We start from the raw sequence: 18,374 nt of genomic DNA on the forward strand, positions 1-18,374 counted from the left end.
TTGTTGCGGGTTCTGAAGCCCCGGACCCGCAACAACTGAGCACGCAAGCCGAAAAACCCCCGGAAACGACGACGGCGCCGCTCACCGAAACGGTGAGCGGCGCCGTCGGGCGCTGGCAAGCGGCAGCCGTGCCTCCTCCCGGAGGCCGAAGGCTTACTTGGCGGCCGGTTCCGCCGGCTTCGGGGCCGGACGGGCGGCAGCCTCGAAGGCGGCGCGCGGGTTGTCCAGATCCACGAGCTGGGTGGCGTCGCGGCCTGCGAACAGGCTCAGGAACCAGCCACCGACCACGCGGAACTTGCGCTCGAAGGTGGGCATCGCCATGCCGTGGTAACCACGGTGGGCGAGCCAGGCCGGCCAGCCCTTGAGGCCGATGCGGCCGAGCAGGTTGATGTTCGCGACACCCTTCCAGGAGCCGAAACCGGCCACGGCGCCGAGGTTCTTGTGCTTGTAATCGTGCATCGGCTTGTCCCAGCGGGAAGCCCACAGGTTCTTGGCGAGAACCTTGGCCTGACGCAGAGCGTGCTGGGCGTTCGGCACGCAGGTGCCGTCCGGCAGGCCCTTGCCCGTGAGGTCCGGAACAGCGGCGACGTCACCGGCGGCCCAGGCGTTGTCGATGATGCCTTCATCACCGGCGATGCGGAGGTCCGGCAGCACGCGGACGCGGCCACGCGGTTCCAGCGGGAAGTCGGTGGAACGGACCATCGGGTTGGCCTGCACACCGGCGGCCCAGATGAGGGTGTCCGCGGCGAACTCGCCGGACGGGGACTTGTCCGCCATGTTGATGAGCTTGAGCTTGTCCTCGGCGTCGGCCAGGGAGGTGTTCAGCAGCACCTCGATGCCGCGGCTGCGCAGGTGCTCGACGACCCACTCGGCCTGCTCGGCGGTGACCTCGGGCATGATGCGGCCCATGGCCTCGACGAGCACGAAGCGGATCTCGCTCTGGTCGACGCGCGGGTTCTCGCGGACGGCCTGGCGGGCCATGTCCTCGAGCTCGGTGATCGCCTCGATGCCGGCGAAGCCGCCACCGACGACCACGAAGGTCAGAGCGGCCTTGCGCTTCTCCGGATCGGTCATGGTGGAGGCCAGCTCGATCTTGCTGAGGACCTGGTTGCGCAGGGCCACAGCCTCTTCGATGGTCTTCAGGCCGATGCCCTTGTCCGCCAGACCCGGGATCGGGAAGGTGCGGGTGATGGCGCCGGCGGCCAGCACGACGTCGAAGTACGGGATCTCGAACGGAGCGCCGCCGTCCGCGGGGGCCACGACGGCCTTGCGGTTGGCGTGGTCGATCGCGGTGACGCGGCCCTGGATGAGCTCGGTCTCCTTGAGGTGCTGACGGTGGGAGACCACGGCGTGGCGGGCCTCGATGTTGCCACCGGCCACCTCGGGGAGGAACGGCTGGTAGGTCATGTAGGGAAGCGGATCGACGACGGTGACGATGCCACCGGCCTTCGCGATCTTCTTCTGAAGCTTGAGCGCTACGTACAGTCCGACGTAGCCGCCGCCGACGACGAGAACGCGCGGGCGGTCCTGCAATTGGGGAGCAAGGGGCTGCTGAGTGATTGCCATACACCCAGGATAGCGCAGTTTGTGAAAACATTCACATAGTGTGAACGCGTCCGATCAGCCCCCCGCGGCGGTGCCCCCGGACGCCTTTTCGGAGGCCGCATCCGAGGCCTCCTCACGGGCCGGGACGGCAGTGCCGGCTGGCGCCCCGGCAGGCACCTCACCAGCCGTCGCCTCTGCGGACGGGGCGGACGCGGACTCGCCGGCCTCCCTGCGTGCGACCGCCCTGACGTGCAGCACCGCGCCCACGAGCATCGCCAGCAGGAGCACCGAGAAGCCCACCACCAGAGTCCCCGGAAGGGCCGAATCCAGACCGTCCGCGGCCTTCGCCACGGGCGGGGCGGGGTCGGACACGGGCTGCTGCGGCATGAGGTTGCCGGCGCCCGCCGGGGGCTTCTGGCTCGGCTCGCCACCCCGACGGTGCACCCGGATCCAATCCGAGATGGTTCCCAGCGGATTGCTCTGCGCCTCGGGGACGTCGGCGGTGAGGGCCTTCTCCGCGTCCAGGATGCCGAAGCCGTACAGCGGATCACGGCCCGGCTCCCCCACGTCCTTGGCCGTGGTGACGATCCGATTGATGACCTGCTTGGCACTCATCTCCGGGTACTTGGAGCGGATCAGCGCGGCCACGCCCGCCACGATGGGGGCGGCGCCGGAGGTCCCGCTCCAGGTGGCGTAGCCGCCGCCGGGCAGCGCGCCTTCCAGTTCCTCGGCCGGAGCCGCCACGGCGATGCTGATGCCCTGCGAGGACGAATCCTGGCTGGCCGTGTTCTTCCGGTCCAGTCCGGCCACCGTCACGACGCCGGGGATGGTCGCGGGCGCGCCCACCTGGATGTTGCCGCTCCCCCGGTTACCGGCGGCCGCGACCACCACCACGTCCTTCTGTTCCGCGTAGAGGAAGGCGGCGTCCCAGCTCTGCGGCCAGTCCGGCGAGGAACTGCCCAGGGAGATGTTGATGACCTTGGCGCCGTGGTCGACCGCCCAGCGCACCGCCTCCGGGATCTGGTCCTCGTCCGACTTGCCGGCGGGGTTCGGCGAGCCGAGCCACGTGGAGACGGAGAGGAGCTGCGCCTCCGGGGCCACACCCACCATGCCGTCCGGCCCGGTGCCCATGTTCTGCACGGTGGGCGCGGCCTTGCCGGGGGTGGGCGACGACGTCGGCTTGGGCCGGGTGCCATGGCCGCGGCCCGCCAGCAGGCTGGCCACCAGCGTGCCGTGCTCCGGCTTGGCCCCGATGCTCTTGGTGCCCCCGGCGTTCCCGGCGCCGGAGACGTCCGTCCCCTCCACCACGGAACCCTTGAGATCCGGATGAGCCGTGTCGATGCCGGAGTCGATGATCGCCACCTTGACCCCGGCTCCGCGGCTCTCCTTCCAGGCCTTGGTGACGCCGTATCCGTCCAGCCAGTATTCGCCGGACCGGATGCTGTCCGCCTGCGCGGGCCCGGCCAGGGAGAGCGAGGCGGCGATGGTCAGCACCAGTGCCGTCGTCAGGCTTCGGACACACCGGCCCCGTCCTCGTGCGCGGTTCGCGTCTTGTGCCCTCATGTGCTCCCGTCGTTCCGTCTCGGGGTCCGTCCAGTCACTCCCGCAACCGGCCGTCCCGGGCGAAGCCCCTCAGGCGATGCTGAGGGCGATTCCGTCCAGAATATCGTGTTCGCTGGTCACGGCCTCCTGGAGGCGTCCGTCGCTCAGTTCTTCCAGCCGATTCAGCACGGTGCGCCAGACGAGAGCCCCGGCCCCGATGACGTCCACCCGGCCGGGGTGCATGAACCCCAGGGCGGCGCGTTCGTCCCGGGTCATCCCCAGCAGACTGTCGCAGGCCCGGCGCAGTGCGTCGAAACTCAGTCGGGAGCCGTGGATCCGGGAGGAGTCGTACTGCTCCAGCCCCAGGGCGTGAGCGGTGATGGTGGTGATGGAGCCGGCGACGCCGACCACGGCACTCGCGCGGCCGAGCGGAACCGTCTCGACGGCGAGGTCGAGGGCCGCGTTCACATCGGCTTCCGCGGAGGCGATCTCCTCGGCGGTGGGCGGGTCGCTGCGGAGGTGGCGCTCCGTGAGGCGCACGCAGCCGACGTCGACGCTGCGTGCGGCCTGCACGCCGTCGTCGTTGCCCAGGACGAACTCGGTGCTGCCGCCGCCCAGGTCGACCACGAGGGTCAGCTCCTCACCGCGCGGGGGCAGGACGCTCGCGGCGCCGGCGAAGGACAGCGAGGCCTCCTCGTCACCGCTGATGACTTCGAGTTCCACGCCGAGACGCTCCCGGATGCCGTCCACGAACACCTGGCGGTTGCGGGCGTCGCGGCTTGCGGAGGTGGCGACGAAGCGGAGGTCCGCAGATGTCAGGGGCGTGGTCTCACCGTCGGCGGATTCGCTTGCGGGCACCGGGTGCTCGGCGATCAGCCGGGCGTATTCCCCGGCCGCGGCGAAGGTGCGTTCCAGGGCATCCGGCGCGAATTCACCGGTCTTGTCCACATCCTGGCCCAGGCGCACGACACGCATCTCACGGACCACGTCTTTCAGGCGGCCCTTGGAATCACGATCCGCCACCAGGAGCCGGATGGAGTTGGTGCCGCAGTCGATGGCGGCGACACGGCGGGTGGTGGAGCGGCGCGGCGCGGGGCGGCCCACCAGATCGGGACGGCCCTGCGGTCCGTGGCGGCTCAGGTCCTTCTCGGGTGCCTGGCCGCTCGTGTCCCAGGCGCCGTCGCAGTAGCAGCGGTCCACGGTCCACCACTCGGAGATGCCCTCCAGAGCCTCATCGCCCAGGACGTTGACGCCGGGGCCCGCGGCCAGAGAGTGTCCGGCCAGGACGTGGAGGCACTTCACGCGCTCGGGCATGCCGCCGGCGGAGATCCCGTCGATCTCCGGGACCTCGCCCACTCCGCTGATCCGGCCGATCTCCCGGCGGGCCGCCAGGTAGGCCTCGTGGGCGGCGCGGTGGGAAGCTGCCAGCTCGGGATCCTGCGCGAGGCGTTCGTTCATCTCGTTCATCCGGCCCGTCGCCTCGAGCCGCGAGATGGCGGAGGTGATGACGGGGTGCGTCAGGTAGAACGTGGTGGGGAACGGCGTGCCGTTGCCCAGGCGCGGTGCCGTGGCGGCCACCAGCGGATTGCCGCACACGCAGCGTGCGGAGATCTCCACGACGTCGCGAACCGGCCGGCCCAGCTGGCGGCTCAGCGTGTCCAGGTCCTGTCCGGTGACCGTCCGGTCCTCGCCGCCCGTGGGCTGGTGCGCCGTTGCGCTCATCTTCGTCAATCCTCACTGCGACTGTTCAGGCCTGGGGCTCAAGGCCCAGGAAGGTCGTGCTACTTGGTGGCTTCCCGGACGGATTCCAGGAACTTCTGGGTCCAGGGGGTGTCTCCAGGCACCGGGGTGGTGGCGGAACCTTCCGGAGCGCTCATCCCGGCCGTGCCGCCTTCCTTCCCGAAGACCCAGTACCCGATCTCACCGGGCATCACCATGTTAATGCGGTCTCGGGCCTGCTGCTGGACGTAGGCCGGATCATGCCAGCGGACGATCTGCTTCTGCAGATCCTCCTGGTCCGCCTGCTTGGTCCGGATGTCCTCCTGCAGCTGCGCGATCTGCTGGCGCTGATCCCACCAGTTCTTGACCGTGGGCGCCAGAAGCACCGTGATCGCCAGCATGACCAGGCCCAGCGCCAGCAGCCGGCCGGAGAAGGCGCGCGCGGGAACCGGAGTGGGTTCGGCTGCGGCCTTGCCATCGGCCTTCCCACCCGCCTTCGCCGTGCCGGAGGTCTTGGCGCCGGAGCCGGGCGAAGCCTTGGCCGCGGCGGTCCCCCCGGAGGCGCCACCGGACGGCTTCGGCTTTCCTGGAGTCCTCGGGGCGGCCCCTGAGGCGGCGGAACCGTGTCCTGCGGCGTTCTTCTCCCGGGCTTTGGCGGTGAAGTCCGCGACCGTGCGTTCGGCTTCAATCCGGGAACCCTCCGCGCGGGTGCCGTGCGCCCGGTTCTCCTCCGAGCCGGCGGCCCCGGCGCGGGATGCCGGCTTGCGCGTCGTGGAGGCGCCGCCGTCGAGCAGTGTCGCGCGCGGAACCTTGGGGCGGCGGGTCGCCACGGTGATCACCTCGAAAGTCAGGTCGGGGGCGTGGTGCCGGCCGGTGCCCGCACCACGGCAGGGAAGGGCGCCTGCCAGGGGTTAAACGCCGGAACGGCGGTCATGGTTCCTCAACCATAACCGCCGTTCCGTTCAGCGTCCGGGCTTTAGCCCTTGAAACGCGGGAAGGCGGCACGGCCGGCGTAGACGGCGGCGTCGGCGAGCTCCTCCTCGATGCGCAGCAGCTGGTTGTACTTGGCGACGCGCTCGGAGCGGGCCGGAGCACCGGTCTTGATCTGGCCGGCATTGGTGGCGACGGCGATGTCCGCGATCGTGGTGTCCTCGGTCTCGCCGGAGCGGTGGGAGGTGATCGTGGTGTAGCCGGAGCGCTGGGCCAGGGAGACGGCGTCCAGGGTCTCGGTGAGGGAACCGATCTGGTTCACCTTGACGAGCAGGGAGTTCGCGGTGCCCTTCTCGATGCCTTCGAGCAGACGGACCGGGTTGGTGACGAAGAGGTCGTCACCCACCAGCTGGACCTTGTCGCCGAGGGTGTCGGTGAGGTGCTTCCAGCCGTCCCAGTCGTTCTCGTCCAGCGGGTCCTCGATGGAGACCAGCGGGTAGGCGTCGACGAGCTCCGCGTAGTAGGCGCTCATCTCCTCGCCGGTGAGGGACTTGCCCTCGAACTGGTAGGTGCCGTTCTCGAAGAACTCGGAGGAGGCGACGTCCAGGGCCAGGGCGATGTCCTTGCCCGGGGTGTAGCCGGCGCGGACGATCGCTTCCTGGATCAGGTCCAGAGCGGCACGGTTGCTGGGGAGGTTCGGGGCGAAGCCGCCCTCGTCGCCCAGGCCGGTGGCCAGGCCCTTCTCCTTCAGCACGGACTTGAGGTTGTGGTAGACCTCGACGCCCCAGCGGAGGCCCTCGGAGAAGGTCTCGGCGCCGAGCGGGACCACCATGAATTCCTGGATGTCCACATCGGAGTCGGCGTGGGAGCCGCCGTTGAGGATGTTCATGAGCGGCACGGGCAGCACGTGGGCGTTCGGGCCGCCCAGGTACTTGTACAGCGGGAGGTCCGCGGAAGCCGCGGCGGCGTTGGCGACGGCCAGGGAGACGCCCAGGATCGCGTTGGCGCCGAGCTTGCCCTTGTTCGGGGTGCCGTCCAGTTCGATCATGGCGGCGTCGATGCTGCGCTGGTCAGTGGCGTCGAAGCCCTCCAGGGCCGGGCCGATCTGGTCGATCACGGCGTCGACGGCCAGCTGGACGCCCTTGCCGAGGTAGCGGTCCTTGTCGCCGTCGCGCAGTTCCACGGCTTCGTGCTCGCCGGTGGAGGCGCCGGAGGGAACCGCGGCGCGGCCCAGGGAGCCATCGCTCAGGAGGACTTCAACTTCAACGGTCGGGTTGCCACGGGAATCGAGGATCTCGCGGGCGTGGATGGCATCAATGAGCGCCATGGAAAAGCTCCTGTTCTTCAGCTGACGTATCACCGTGTGACACATCGCTCACTCAGTCGTGGATGGGCCGTGCGGTGCAGGACGGCCTCGTCCCGCCTCAAGCCTAGCGCAGGGCTCCGGCGCATTCCTCCCGGGACGGGACTATTAACGCGGCCGTCGCAGGCTGCTGATCAGCGCTGTTCAGACACGGACTTCCTGGGCTCCCGGCGGCGCAGTGCGGCACGGAGGGCGCGTTCGGCGTCGAGCCCGCATTCCTGGGCGTCCGCGACCAGTGCGAGAAGCACCTCGCCGAGGCTTTCCTCGTCCTCGAATTCCACGGGCGACGACGACGGCGGAGGCACCAGCGCGCCGCCGTCCCGCCGGGCGCGGGACAGCAGTTTGGCCGCGCGGGCGAGGGCCGGGAGCGATTCCGGGACACCCTCGAAGACGGACTCCCGCTGGGGTTTCTCCGCCTTTTTCACGGCGTCCCAGCGGGCCTCGATCTCCTCCACCGTGGCCGGGAAACTGTCACGGAGGCTGCCGTCCGGGTGGAACACGTGCGGGTTGCGCCGCACCAACTTGAGACGGAGGCCCTCGGCGACGTCCGCGAAGGCGAACCGGCCGTCCTCCTCGGCGATCCGGGAGTGCAGCACCACCTGCAGCAGCACGTCCCCGAGTTCCTGGGCCAGCTCCTCCGGCGACGCCGCGCCGCCCTCCACGGTCTCGACCACCTCATGAGCCTCCTCGAGAAGGTACTCGAGGAGGCTTTCATGCGTGAGGGCACGGGTCCACGGGCAGTGGGCGCGGAGGGCTGCGACGCAGTCGAGGAGCCGTTCGGTCCTCTCCCCCGCACCCACTGTCGTCTCCATGGTCCGTGCCTTCCTCAGGTCCTCAGGCGAGGTTGGCGTAGGCCTCGTTGATGTACTCCACCAGGGCTTCCTTCTCCTCCAGCGGAAGGAAGGCGGCCTCGGCGGCGTTCAGGGTCAGTTCCAGAAGGTCGTCCAGGTCGTAGTCGAAGGTCTCGACCAGGAGTTCGAACTCGTCCGTCAGGGTCACGCCGCTCATGAGGCGGTTGTCCGTGTTGATGGTGACGTTGAAGCCGGTCTGGTACAGCATGTCGATCGGGTGCGCGGAGATGTCCTCGCCGAAGCCCGCGATGGCGCCGGTCTGGAGGTTGGAGGACGGGCAGACCTCCAGCGCGATCTGGCGGTCGCGGACCCAGGCGGCCAGGGTGCCGAAGGACACCATGCCGACCTGCTCGCCGTCGTCGTCGGCCTCGAAGTCCACGGTGACGTCTTCCGCGATGCGGACGCCGTGGCCCAGGCGCAGGGCGCGGCCGTCGACCAGTGCGGACTGGATGCTGGCCAGGCCGTCGGCCTCACCGGCGTGGACGGTCGCCGGGAAGTTGTTCTCGGCCAGGTAGGTGAAGGCGTCGCGGAAGCGGGAGGCCGGGAAGCCCAGCTCGGCGCCGGCGATGTCGAAGCCGACCGCGCCGTTGTCACGGTGACGGACGGCGAGTTCGGCGATCTCCTGGCCACGGTCGGCGTGACGCATGGCGGTGATCAGCTGGCCCACCTGGATCTCACGGCCGGTCTCCTCGACGGCGGCCATGCCGGCTTCCAGACCTTCCTGGACCGCCTCGACGACCTCATCCAGGCTCAGGCCCTTCTGCAGGTGCTGCTCGGGGGCCCATCGCACCTCGCCGTAGACGACGCCGTCCTCGGCCAGATCCTCCACGAACTCCTTCGCCACGCGGATCAGGCCCTCGCGGGTCTGCATCACGGCGATGGTGTGGTCGAAGGTCTCGAGGTAGCGGACCAGCGAGCCGGAGTCCGCGGAGTCGCGGAACCACTGGCCCAGGGCGACCGGGTCGGTGGAGGGAAGTTCATGCCCGACGGCGGCGGCGAGCTCGATGATGGTCGCGGGACGCAGCCCTCCGTCCAGGTGATCGTGGAGGGAGACCTTGGGCAGGTTCCTCAGGTCGAAGTCGGGGGCGGTTGCGGAGTCATTGAGCGCTTCAGTCACGGTGCTAAGCGTAGTCGGCGAGGGGTCCCCATGCGAGGGACGAGCGTGGGGAGCCGACTGCGCGGTAGTCGGCGAGGGGTCCCCATGCGAGGGACGAGCGTGGGGAGCCGACTGCGCGGTAGTCGGCTGGACGCTGCCCTTCCATCGATCCAGCCCCGTTGTTAGCGTGAAGTCATGGCCGACCTCCACCCTCTGCTCGTCGAACTGTACGACATCGACAATCCGGATGGCCCGGACCACGACTACTACCGGTCCCTCGTGGACCACGCCGCAGCCCGCGCCGTGCTGGACCTCGGCTGCGGCACCGGGATCCTAACGGTCACGTTCGCCGCACCGGGCCGACGGGTGGTGGGCATCGACCCTTCACCGGCGATGCTCCATTTCGCGCGGGGACGGCGCGGTTCCGAACAGGTCGACTGGATCCTCGGCGACAGCCGTTCCATCCCGCCGGGCGCGCACGACGTGGCCGTCCTGAGCGGCAATGTCGTGCAGCACATCCCGGACGGGGACTGGGAGCGAACGCTCGCCGATCTTCACGCGTCGCTCCGTCCCGGCGGCCTGCTCGCCTTCGAGAGCCGCAATCCCTCCGACCGCGCCTGGGAAGGCTGGACATCCGCCGCCCCGACCGAGAGGGACACTCCGCACGGCAGGCTCCGCGAATCGTTCGAGCTGTTGCAGGCGGATCTGAACCCGGCCGGCGAGGGCACGGTCCTCCTCCGCTCCCGGAATCTCCTGGACGGCGAGGACCTGTCCCACGACTTCCCGCTCGCCTTCCGCTCGGAGTCCACGCTGGTCGAGCAGCTCGACCACGCGGGCTTCGACGTGCGCGCGGTCTGGGGCGATTGGCACCGGGCGCCGGTCCGGGAGCGCTCCCGGCTTCTCGTCGTCGAGGCGATCCGCCGCTGAATGGCCGGGCTCCTGCCTCTCGGCTAGGCTCCGGTCATGGGGAACGACGACGGCGCAGCACGCCCAGCACACGATCTCGCGGAAGACTTCGCCCGGGCCATGCTGGGCTCGCCGCGCGGCCTCCGGCTGGCCTTCACGTGCTTTCAGAACCACATGGTGAAACTCATGGACGGCGACTACTCCGGCCCGGTCTGGGAGGACCACTCGGCCTTCTTCCACGCCTGCCACGACGAAAGCGTGAGAACCGTCCTGGACCGCCGCGGCCCCGGGGAACGGGGCTGGGCGGGACTGCCGCGGCTCATCGGACCGGGAGTCCACGAACCCGCCGAACCACAGATGCCGGCTCCCCTGCCCTTTGAGGCCCTGGCGGACCGGATCCGGGGCTACGAACCCACACCCTTGAACGGCTCGGAGCTCCTCAACGCTCTGGTGGTCGCGGTCAACGAAGCGTCCTACTGGGGCGATGTGCACGGCGAAGAGATCCTCGCCTCGCAGGCGCCGATCCGCCGTGCGCTGTTCCCGTTCGCCCGGGAGGCGGCGCGGGCCATCCTCCGGTCCGGGCTGGACTCCTCCCCGGGCTCAGGCCCCCAGTGGGTGGTGGATTTCGACAACAGCGCCGCAGGCCTTCCCTTCGGCGCGCCACCGCCACCTGTCCACGCCGCCCACGTCCTCGAACAGTGGTGGGACCGCACCACGGCCTGGGAGAGCCGGATGATCCTCGAGGTCCCCGCCGACCCTTCGAGGCACCACACAGGGGAATGGTGGTCGACCCCGCCGTCGGACCTTGTGGTCTCCTCCCCCGCCTGGCCTGCCGCGACGACTGACCCACAGCACGGACCGCACCCCGCTGAGCCGACAGGTCTGCGACTCGTGGAGGACCCGCACGGTTGGAGACGCGCCACGGCTCACCGCCTGGTGAACCCCCGGCCGCCCGAAGAGCTGCGGCTCTTCGTGATCGACGGTCCGAGGGACTGGGCCTGGCTGTGCGCCCGGTTCCCGTTCGAGGTCAGCGCCACGAAGCGCCATGACTGGCACCGGATCACGGGTGAGGTGGAGCCCTGGCTCATCCCGGATTTCGACGCCATGGCCGCGGAGTTCGACGCCGTGCACCTCTCGTTGCGCGGATATCTCAGCTCGGCGGGGAACGCCATCCCGGTGCCCCGCCTGACGGAACCGGGCGACGGGCCCGAGGTCCTGGACGCGGGCCTCCCCACCCGTCCGCCCGTGGCTCATTCGGTCATCGCGGGCTGGGCACCGCTGAGCACCTACTGGCTGGTGGACGCGCGCGTGGACCCCGCTTCCGGGACCGGCTGGGAAAGCGACGGGCAGCGCGAGTGGTGGCCGGCGTCGTCGGGCTGAATCGGCACATGCTGAAACAGCAGAGGCCCCCGCCGGAGCGGGGGCCTCTGTCGTTCTGAACGCAGGGATCAGGGGGTCGGCGGCGTCTCGGCCGGCTTGGACACCGGCGGTTCCAGGGCGCCGTCGACGCCGGATTCCAGGGCCCGCTCCTTCTTCAGGCTCACGGGGCGCTCCGGGACGTCGTGGCGGCCCAGGCGCTTGTGCCACCAGCGCAGGACGTGATCGATCACGTAGCCCAGCACGATCGCGAACGCCACGGCGATGCCGGCGCTGGCGAGCGGATTGTGGTGGAGCCACGGGATTGAACTCGCCACGAGACCGATGACCAGGGAATACACCACCCAGGTGAAGCAGGCGAGTGCGTCGAGGGCGAAGAACCGGCGGTGGGGGAAGCGGGTGGTGCCCGCCACGTAGTTGACGGCCACGCGGCCCCACGGGATGTACCGGGCCGTGAAGATCAGCACCGCACCGCGCTTCTGCAATTCGTAGTCGGCCCATTCGAAGACCTTGCGCACCTTCGGCCGGCGCATCCAAGCCCACCGGTCGAGACCGATCTTGCGGCCCAGCATGTACGCCATGTTGTCGCCGGCCATGGCGCCGATGAGCGCCGTCAGGCCGAGGATCCAGAGGTTGGGTTCGCCGGCGTGCCGGGAGTACGCGGCCAGAGCCACGATGAGGGTCTCACTGGGGACGACCATGGCGAAGCCGTCCACGAAGAAGAAGACCAGGAGCACAGGATAGATCCACCACTGGCCAGCGGCATGGAGGATCGCCTGATCAATGAATTCCACGCGGGCCGTGTCTCCTGAATGAGTCCGAAAGGATGGGGAAAGTGTCCCACGGTGGCCGTGCCGTTCGCTACACGGCCACCGTGAAAGTCACATGTTCAACTGTAGGCCTCCCACGGGCCCCCGGCGTCAGCCTCACGGCCGAAATGCTGCAGCCCCGCTCTCATACCCAGGATGGAGACGAGCCGGTCCCAGGACGGAGAGCGGGGCTGTGTGGAGCGGAAGCACCGGTGCCCGGGGCGAGCCGCTCCCGCGGCCCGTCCCGGAGGTCATCGAGTCACTGGTCGACGGCGATGCGGTCCAGGACGAGGCGATTGCCGGCCCGGGATCCCTCCGGCGCGATCAAGGTGGCGCCTTCCAGCGCCTCCTTGGCGCGGTCGAACCGCTCCGGAGTGTCCGTCAGCAGCGTCATGAGTGGCTCGCCTGCGCGGACCACGGCCCCCGGCTTGGCGTGCAGACGCACACCGGCCCCGGCCTGGACCACGTCCTCCTTGCGGGCACGCCCGGCGCCCAGCCGCCAGGCGGCCACACCGACCTTGAGGGCGTCCAGTTCCACCACGACACCGTCGGCCGGGGCCAGGATGGTCTCGCTCTCCTTGGCCACCGGGAGTGCGGCGTCCGGGTCACCGCCCTGAGCGGAGATCATCCGGCGCCACACATCCATGGCGCGGCCGTCCTTGAGGGCGGCGGCGGGATCGGCGTCGCGCACGCCGGCGGCCTCGAGCATCTCCTCGGCGAGGCGGACCGTCAGCTCCACCACGTCCTCGGGGCCCCCACCCGCCAGGACCTCCACGGATTCCTCGACCTCGATGGCGTTGCCCGCCGTGAGGCCGAGCGGCGTGGACATGTCGGTCAGCAGCGCCACCGTGTTCACCCCGGCGTCGTGCCCGAGGTCCACCATGGTGCGGGCCAGCTCGCGGGCCTGCTCCACGTTCTTCATGAATGCGCCACTGCCCACCTTGACGTCCAGCACCAGCGAGCCCGTGCCCTCGGCGATCTTCTTGCTCATGATCGAGGACGCGATGAGCGGAATGGCCTCCACCGTGCCGGTGACGTCGCGGAGCGCGTAGAGCTTCTTATCCGCGGGGGCCAGGCCCGAACCGGCGGCGCAGATCACGGCGCCGACGTCCTGAAGCTGGGCCAGCATCTCCTCGTTGCTGAGGTCCGCACGCCAGCCCGGAATGGACTCGAGCTTGTCCAGGGTGCCGCCCGTGTGACCGAGGCCGCGGCCGGACAGCTGCGGCACGGCCACGCCGTACACGGCGACGAGCGGCGCCAGCGGCAGGGTGATCTTGTCGCCCACGCCCCCGGTGGAGTGCTTGTCCGTGGTGGGCATGGACCCGTGGGCGTTGACCGGTCCGCCCGCACGCGGACGGAGCGAGGAGAAGTCCATCCGCTCGCCGGAGGCGATCATCGCCGCGGTCCAGCGGGCGATCTCCTCGCGGCTCATGCCGTTGAGCAGGATCGCCATGTTCAGGGCGGCCATCTGCTCCTCCGCCACCACGCCGCGGGTGTAGGCGTCGATGACCCAGTCGATCTGACCGGGGCTGAGCGCCCCGCGATCACGCTTGGTACGGATCACGTCCACGGCGTCGAATGACTCGCTCATGCTTCCCCTCCTGGCTTGCCCTGCCGGCTTTCCTGACCGTCCGGAGCTGCCGGACGGTCCTCCTCGAGGTGCTGGGGCCCGAAGGCGTCCGGCAGCACCTCGTCCATGGTCTTCACTCCGTGGCTGGTCATGAGAACCATGTCCGGCGCGCGGAATTCGTACAGCAGCTGCCGGCACCGGCCGCACGGCATCAGCACCGAGCCCGCCCCGTCCACGCAGTAGAACGCCCGGATCAGGCCACCGCCGCCCATGCGGATCTGCCCCAGCAGGGTGCATTCCGCGCAGAGGGTCAGCCCGTAGCTGGCATTCTCCACATTGCAGCCCGACACCACGCGGCCATCGTCCAGGAGGGCCGCCGCACCCACGGGGTACCGCGAGTACGGCGCGTAGGCCTTCTCCATGGCGACGACGGCGGCCTGCCTCAGAGCGTCCCAGTCGAGTGACGCGGTGGCCGCGTCCGTCGTCGTGCTCCCCACGCCTATTCCTTCACGTAGGGGACGCCGCTGGCCGCCGGTGGCCGCGAACGGCCCACCAGACCGGCCACCGCCAGGATGGTCACCAGGTACGGCAGCATGGCCATGAACTGGCTCGGTACGGGGGTGCCGATGATCGTCACGAGCGACTGCAGATTGTCCGCGAAGCCGAAGAGGAGCGCGGCCAGGAAGGCGCCGATCGGGTTCCAGCGGCCGAAGATCAGCGCGGCCAGGGCGATGAAGCCGCGACCGCCGGAGATCTCCTTGGTGAAGGAGTCCACCGCCACGAGGGTGAAGTACGAGCCGCCGATGCCCGCGATGGCGCCGCCCAGGGTGACATTCCAGAACCGGGTGGCGTTCACGTTGATGCCCAGGGTGTCTGCGGCCTGCGGGTGTTCGCCCACGGCGCGGACCCGCAGGCCCCACTTGGTCTTGAACAGGCCCACCCACACGACGAATACGGCCACGTACATGAGGTAGCCGATGATCGACTGCTTGAAGAGGATCGGGCCGATCAGCGGGATGCTGGACAGCACCGGGATCTCGATCACAGGCAGGTGCGCCGGGGAGTTCAGCTTCTCCGGGTCGGACTGCAGGAGCGTGGAGAAGAAGAAGCCCGTCAGGCCGGAGACGAGCACGTTCAGCACCACGCCCACGATGATCTGGTTGACCAGGTAACGGATGCTGAACACGGCCAGGACCATCGAGACGAGAGCTCCGGCCACCGCGGCGGCCAGCAGGCCCGCGAAGGCGTTGTGGGTCACGCTGCCCACCAGGGCCGCGGTGAACGCGCCACCCAGTAGCTGGCCTTCGATCGCGATGTTCACGACGCCGACGCGTTCGCAGAGCACGCCGGAGAGGGAACCGAACACGAGCGGCACCGCGAGGGTGACCGAGCCGGCCAGCAGGCCGGCCAGGGAGATCTCGTGGAGCCGTGCGCCACCGACCACGGCGGTCAGGAAGGCGATCACGAAGGCGGCCGCGAAGACGGCCACTGCCCAGATGGGCACCGAGCGGCCGCGGTTCCGCAGCATGACGGACCAGGCCGCGATGCCGAGCATGATGACGCCCAGCACCAGACCGGTGACCTTCGCCGGGAGCGTCACGACGGGGAGCTGGAAGAAGTCACCGTCCTGGGAGATCTCGAAGCCCGCGGTCGAATCCGGGCCGAGGATGCCGCAGAACAGGAAGGTGACCACGGCCACGACGCCGAGCATGACGGGGATCTTCCACCCGACGGGCTTGAGACCGGCCTCCACCGGGGCGGGACTTGCAACTGCTGTGCTCATACGGCACCTCCGGTGAGCGGGACGGCCTTGGTGGCCTTCTTCTTACGGTTCATCCCGAAGACCGCCTTGACCAGCGGCGGGGCCGCGATGAACAACACGATGAGGGACTGGACGATCAGGACGATGTCGATGGGGGTTCCGGTCTGGATCTGCATCTGGACCGCACCGGCGCGGAACGCTCCGAAGAGGAGGCCCGCGGCGAAGGTGCCCCACGGGGTGGAACGGCCCAGGAGAGCCACGGTGATGGCGTCGAAGCCGTAGCTCGCCGCCACGCCGTCGGTCAGCACCTTCTCCGTGCCGGCCACCTGAGCGACGCCGCCCAGGCCGGACAGTGCGCCGGCGAAGGCCATCACCAGCACGGTGGCGCGGGAGACGTTGACACCCGCGGTCTGTGCGGCCTTCGGGTTGGCGCCCACGGCGCGGAACTCGAAGCCCCAGGTGGAACGGTTCAGGAGCCACCAGACGAACACGGTGGCGGCGATCGCCAGGAGGAAGCCGGCGTGGAGACGGTACTGGCTTCCGGCGATCAACGGGTAGACCGCGTTCGGGTCGAGGGTCGGCGAGATCGGGTTGCTCTCCCCCGGCCGCTGGAATTCCGGCGTGGTCAGGAGGTACCGCAGGAAGTAGAGCGCCACGTAGTTGAACATGATGGTCAGGATGACCTCATGGGCGCCGGTGCGCGCCTTCAGGTAACCCACCAGGCCACCCCAGACCGCGCCGCCCAGGACACCGGCGATGATCACCAGCAGCAGGTGCAGGAACGGCGGCAGGTGCCAGGTGAAACCGACGTACGCGGCGAGCGTGCCGGACACGATGATCTGGCCCTGGGCGCCGATGTTGAACAGGCCCGCGCGGAAGGCCAGGGCCACGCCCAGGGCGGCCGTGATGAGCGGGGTCGCGATGGTCAGGGTCTCCATGAAGGGACCGAAGTGACCCAGTGGACCTGTGGCCTCCGGGGAGTACACGGCTCCCTGGAACAGCGCGACGTACGAGTTGGTTGCGGCCTTCCAGAGAGCGCTCAGGAAGTCCGTGGGACGGGCGAACAGGTATCCCGCTGTGGTGGCGACATCCTTGTCCGTGGCCGCGATGAGCAGGCCGCCCAGCACCAGGGCCAGGAACACGGCCAGGAAGGAGACCATCGCGTTGCCCGTGAAGATCTTCTTCACGATCTCCTGGCCGTCCAGCCGTGGCTGTTCTTGCTTACTCACCGGCTTCTCCTGCCTGATCCGTCTGAATGTCCCCGGCCTCGTGGCGGCCGGGCTGATGCTGCGTGGCGGTGTTGTGCGCGGCGTCCTCCGGCGAGAGGCCCGCCATCATGAGGCCGAGCACGTCGCGTGGGGTGTCCGAGGGGACGATGCCCACCACCTTGCCCTTGTAGAGGACGGCGATCCGGTCCGCGAGCTCCACCACCTCGTCGAGTTCGGTGGACACGATCATCACCGGGATGCCCTTGTCCCTCTCCGACACGATCCGGCGGTGCAGGAACTCGATGGAGCCGACATCCACACCACGGGTGGGCTGGGACGCGATGAAGAGCCGCAGCGGCCGGGCCAGCTCCCGGGCCATGACCACCTTCTGCTGGTTGCCGCCCGAAAGAGACCCCACCGGGGTCGCACCGGACGGGGTGCGGATGTCGAACTCGTCGATCTTCGCGGTGGCGTTGGCGGCCACCTTGCCCGGATCCATCGCGACGCCACGGGCGAAGGGCGCCTGGTCGTACAGGTCCAGCACAAGGTTCTCCGCGACGGAGAACGGACCCACCAGGCCGTCCTCCTTGCGGTCCTCGGGGACGAAGCCCACACCGGAGTGCAGGACCTCCTTGACGTTGCGGCCCAGGAGTTCCTTGCCGTCCAGGGTGATCGAGCCGGCCACGTGGTCCTGAAGACCCAGGATGGCCTCGGTCAGCTCGGTCTGGCCGTTCCCCTGCACACCTGCGACGGCGAGGATCTCACCTTCGGCGATGTCCAGGTCGATGCCGTCCACCACACGCTGGCCGTTCGGGGCCAGAACCGTCAGATCGCGGATCGAGAACGTCGTCTTGCCGGGTTTCGCTGGTTCCTTGTTCAGCGTCAGGCTGACGGGACGGCCCACCATGAGGGCGGCGAGCTCCGTGGTGGACGCGCTCGGATCGGCGTTGCCCACCACCTTGCCGCGACGGATCACGGTGATGGTGTCGGAAACGGCCCTCACCTCGCGGAGCTTGTGGGAGATGAAGAGGATGGAGGTCCCGGACGCCTTGAGCTGACGCATGATGTCCAGGAGCTCATCGGTCTCCTGCGGGGTCAGCACGGCGGTGGGCTCATCCAGGATCAGGACCTTCGCCTCGCGCACCAGGGCCTTGATGATCTCCACGCGCTGCTGCACGCCCACGGGGAGGTCCTCCACCAGGGCGTCCGGGTCCACGTTGAAGCCGTACTGATCCGAGATCTGGCGGATCCTGGTCTTGGTGGACTCCAGGTCCAGGAAGCCGCCGGTCTTGGTGGTCTCGCCACCCAGGGCGACGTTCTCGGCGACGGTGAACACAGGAACCAGCATGAAGTGCTGGTGCACCATGCCGATGCCCGCCGCCATCGCATCGCCCGGGCCGCGGAAGCTCATGGGCTTCCCGTCCACCACGATCTCGCCCTCAGTGGGCTCGTAGAGGCCATAGAGGACGTTCATGAGAGTCGACTTCCCCGCGCCGTTCTCACCGAGGAGGCAGTGGATCTGCCCCGGCTCAACCACCACATCGATGTGATCGTTGGCCACGAAAGTGCCGAAGGTCTTGGTGATCCCCCGAAGCTCAAGTTTCACGCTGTTATTTCCGTTCCATCAGATGATGCCCTGTGCGGTCGCCCTGGTGCCCCGGCAGCCTGCATCGACTACCCAGCAGGCTATCCCAGC

At 69.2% G+C, this 18,374-nt stretch carries 15 protein-coding genes and 1 pseudogene; 2 read left to right on the forward strand and 14 right to left on the reverse strand.

Features of this window, described 5'->3' with window-relative positions:
• Window positions 1-153 precede the first annotated feature (153 nt).
• The 8 genes and pseudogenes from AB4Y75_RS09515 to AB4Y75_RS09550 all read right to left on the reverse strand — a co-directional run bounded on the left by AB4Y75_RS09515 (window position 154) and on the right by AB4Y75_RS09550 (window position 9,067).
• Window positions 154-1,566, reverse strand: coding sequence for an NAD(P)/FAD-dependent oxidoreductase (locus AB4Y75_RS09515; RefSeq protein ID WP_441435622.1), 1,413 nt, complete (start codon window positions 1,564-1,566; stop codon window positions 154-156).
• Between the two features lie 54 nt (window positions 1,567-1,620).
• Window positions 1,621-3,108 (reverse strand): S8 family serine peptidase, encoded by a 1,488-nt coding sequence (locus AB4Y75_RS09520; protein WP_441435623.1) that lies wholly within the window; start codon window positions 3,106-3,108, stop codon window positions 1,621-1,623.
• A gap of 69 nt (window positions 3,109-3,177) precedes the next feature.
• The gene (locus AB4Y75_RS09525; RefSeq protein WP_441435779.1) at window positions 3,178-4,143 is read right to left on the reverse strand and encodes a Ppx/GppA phosphatase family protein; all 966 of its coding nucleotides are present in this window, start codon (window positions 4,141-4,143) and stop codon (window positions 3,178-3,180) included.
• Between the two features lie 15 nt (window positions 4,144-4,158).
• A pseudogene (locus tag AB4Y75_RS09530) lies at window positions 4,159-4,809 on the reverse strand (DUF501 domain-containing protein); the annotation flags it as partial.
• A gap of 59 nt (window positions 4,810-4,868) precedes the next feature.
• A complete protein-coding gene (locus AB4Y75_RS09535; protein ID WP_441435624.1) occupies window positions 4,869-5,636 on the reverse strand; it encodes an FtsB family cell division protein in 768 nt (255 codons plus the stop codon).
• Between the two features lie 146 nt (window positions 5,637-5,782).
• Entirely contained in the window at window positions 5,783-7,063 is a 1,281-nt protein-coding gene (gene eno, locus AB4Y75_RS09540; RefSeq protein ID WP_441435625.1) for a phosphopyruvate hydratase, read from the reverse strand.
• Between the two features lie 170 nt (window positions 7,064-7,233).
• Window positions 7,234-7,911, reverse strand: a complete 678-nt coding sequence (locus tag AB4Y75_RS09545) for a MazG nucleotide pyrophosphohydrolase domain-containing protein (RefSeq protein ID WP_441435626.1) — start codon at window positions 7,909-7,911, stop codon at window positions 7,234-7,236.
• 22 nt (window positions 7,912-7,933) lie between these two features.
• Window positions 7,934-9,067 (reverse strand): adenosine deaminase, encoded by a 1,134-nt coding sequence (locus AB4Y75_RS09550; protein ID WP_441435627.1) that lies wholly within the window; start codon window positions 9,065-9,067, stop codon window positions 7,934-7,936.
• A gap of 174 nt (window positions 9,068-9,241) precedes the next feature.
• Here AB4Y75_RS09550 and AB4Y75_RS09555 point away from each other — a divergent pair, with 174 nt between their 5' ends.
• A complete protein-coding gene (locus AB4Y75_RS09555; RefSeq protein ID WP_441435628.1) occupies window positions 9,242-9,973 on the forward strand; it encodes a class I SAM-dependent methyltransferase in 732 nt (243 codons plus the stop codon).
• Window positions 9,974-10,009: 36 nt separating this feature from the next.
• On the forward strand, window positions 10,010-11,332 hold the full coding sequence (locus tag AB4Y75_RS09560; protein ID WP_441435629.1) for a hypothetical protein: 1,323 nt from the start codon (window positions 10,010-10,012) through the stop codon (window positions 11,330-11,332).
• 68 nt (window positions 11,333-11,400) lie between these two features.
• Here AB4Y75_RS09560 and AB4Y75_RS09565 read toward each other — a convergent pair whose 3' ends face one another.
• From AB4Y75_RS09565 to AB4Y75_RS09590, 6 genes are all read right to left on the reverse strand, one after another.
• Entirely contained in the window at window positions 11,401-12,123 is a 723-nt protein-coding gene (locus AB4Y75_RS09565; RefSeq protein WP_441435630.1) for a DedA family protein, read from the reverse strand.
• 274 nt (window positions 12,124-12,397) lie between these two features.
• Window positions 12,398-13,729 (reverse strand): thymidine phosphorylase, encoded by a 1,332-nt coding sequence (locus AB4Y75_RS09570; protein WP_441435631.1) that lies wholly within the window; start codon window positions 13,727-13,729, stop codon window positions 12,398-12,400.
• A complete protein-coding gene (locus AB4Y75_RS09575) occupies window positions 13,726-14,205 on the reverse strand; it encodes a cytidine deaminase (RefSeq protein ID WP_441435632.1) in 480 nt (159 codons plus the stop codon). Before AB4Y75_RS09575 ends, AB4Y75_RS09570 begins: the two co-directional genes overlap by 4 nt.
• Before the next feature lie 2 nt (window positions 14,206-14,207).
• Window positions 14,208-15,491, reverse strand: a complete 1,284-nt coding sequence (locus AB4Y75_RS09580; protein WP_441435633.1) for an ABC transporter permease — start codon at window positions 15,489-15,491, stop codon at window positions 14,208-14,210.
• Window positions 15,488-16,699 carry an ABC transporter permease gene (locus AB4Y75_RS09585; protein WP_441435634.1) on the reverse strand — a complete coding sequence of 404 codons (1,212 nt, stop codon included), beginning with the start codon at window positions 16,697-16,699 and terminating at the stop codon, window positions 15,488-15,490. Before AB4Y75_RS09585 ends, AB4Y75_RS09580 begins: the two co-directional genes overlap by 4 nt.
• Window positions 16,692-18,284, reverse strand: coding sequence for an ABC transporter ATP-binding protein (locus AB4Y75_RS09590; RefSeq protein ID WP_441435635.1), 1,593 nt, complete (start codon window positions 18,282-18,284; stop codon window positions 16,692-16,694). The genes AB4Y75_RS09585 and AB4Y75_RS09590 overlap by 8 nt, the downstream gene beginning before the upstream one ends.
• Window positions 18,285-18,374: the final 90 nt, after the last annotated feature.

Origin of the sequence: Arthrobacter sp. RAF14, assembly GCF_052114185.1 — a bacterium.
GTDB lineage: Bacteria > Actinomycetota > Actinomycetes > Actinomycetales > Micrococcaceae > Arthrobacter_E.

Bases quoted from the DNA above. Each gene is read 5' to 3' on its own strand.
- AB4Y75_RS09515 (WP_441435622.1), bottom strand. From the start codon at position 1,566: ATGGCAATCACTCAGCAGCCCCTTGCTCCCCAATTGCAGGACCGCCCG.
- AB4Y75_RS09520 (WP_441435623.1), bottom strand. From the start codon at position 3,108: ATGAGGGCACAAGACGCGAACCGCGCACGAGGACGGGGCCGGTGTGTC.
- eno (WP_441435625.1), bottom strand. From the start codon at position 7,063: ATGGCGCTCATTGATGCCATCCACGCCCGCGAGATCCTCGATTCCCGT.
- AB4Y75_RS09545 (WP_441435626.1), bottom strand. From the start codon at position 7,911: ATGGAGACGACAGTGGGTGCGGGGGAGAGGACCGAACGGCTCCTCGAC.
- AB4Y75_RS09555 (WP_441435628.1), top strand. From the start codon at position 9,242: ATGGCCGACCTCCACCCTCTGCTCGTCGAACTGTACGACATCGACAAT.
- AB4Y75_RS09560 (WP_441435629.1), top strand. From the start codon at position 10,010: ATGGGGAACGACGACGGCGCAGCACGCCCAGCACACGATCTCGCGGAA.
- AB4Y75_RS09570 (WP_441435631.1), bottom strand. From the start codon at position 13,729: ATGAGCGAGTCATTCGACGCCGTGGACGTGATCCGTACCAAGCGTGAT.
- AB4Y75_RS09580 (WP_441435633.1), bottom strand. From the start codon at position 15,491: ATGAGCACAGCAGTTGCAAGTCCCGCCCCGGTGGAGGCCGGTCTCAAG.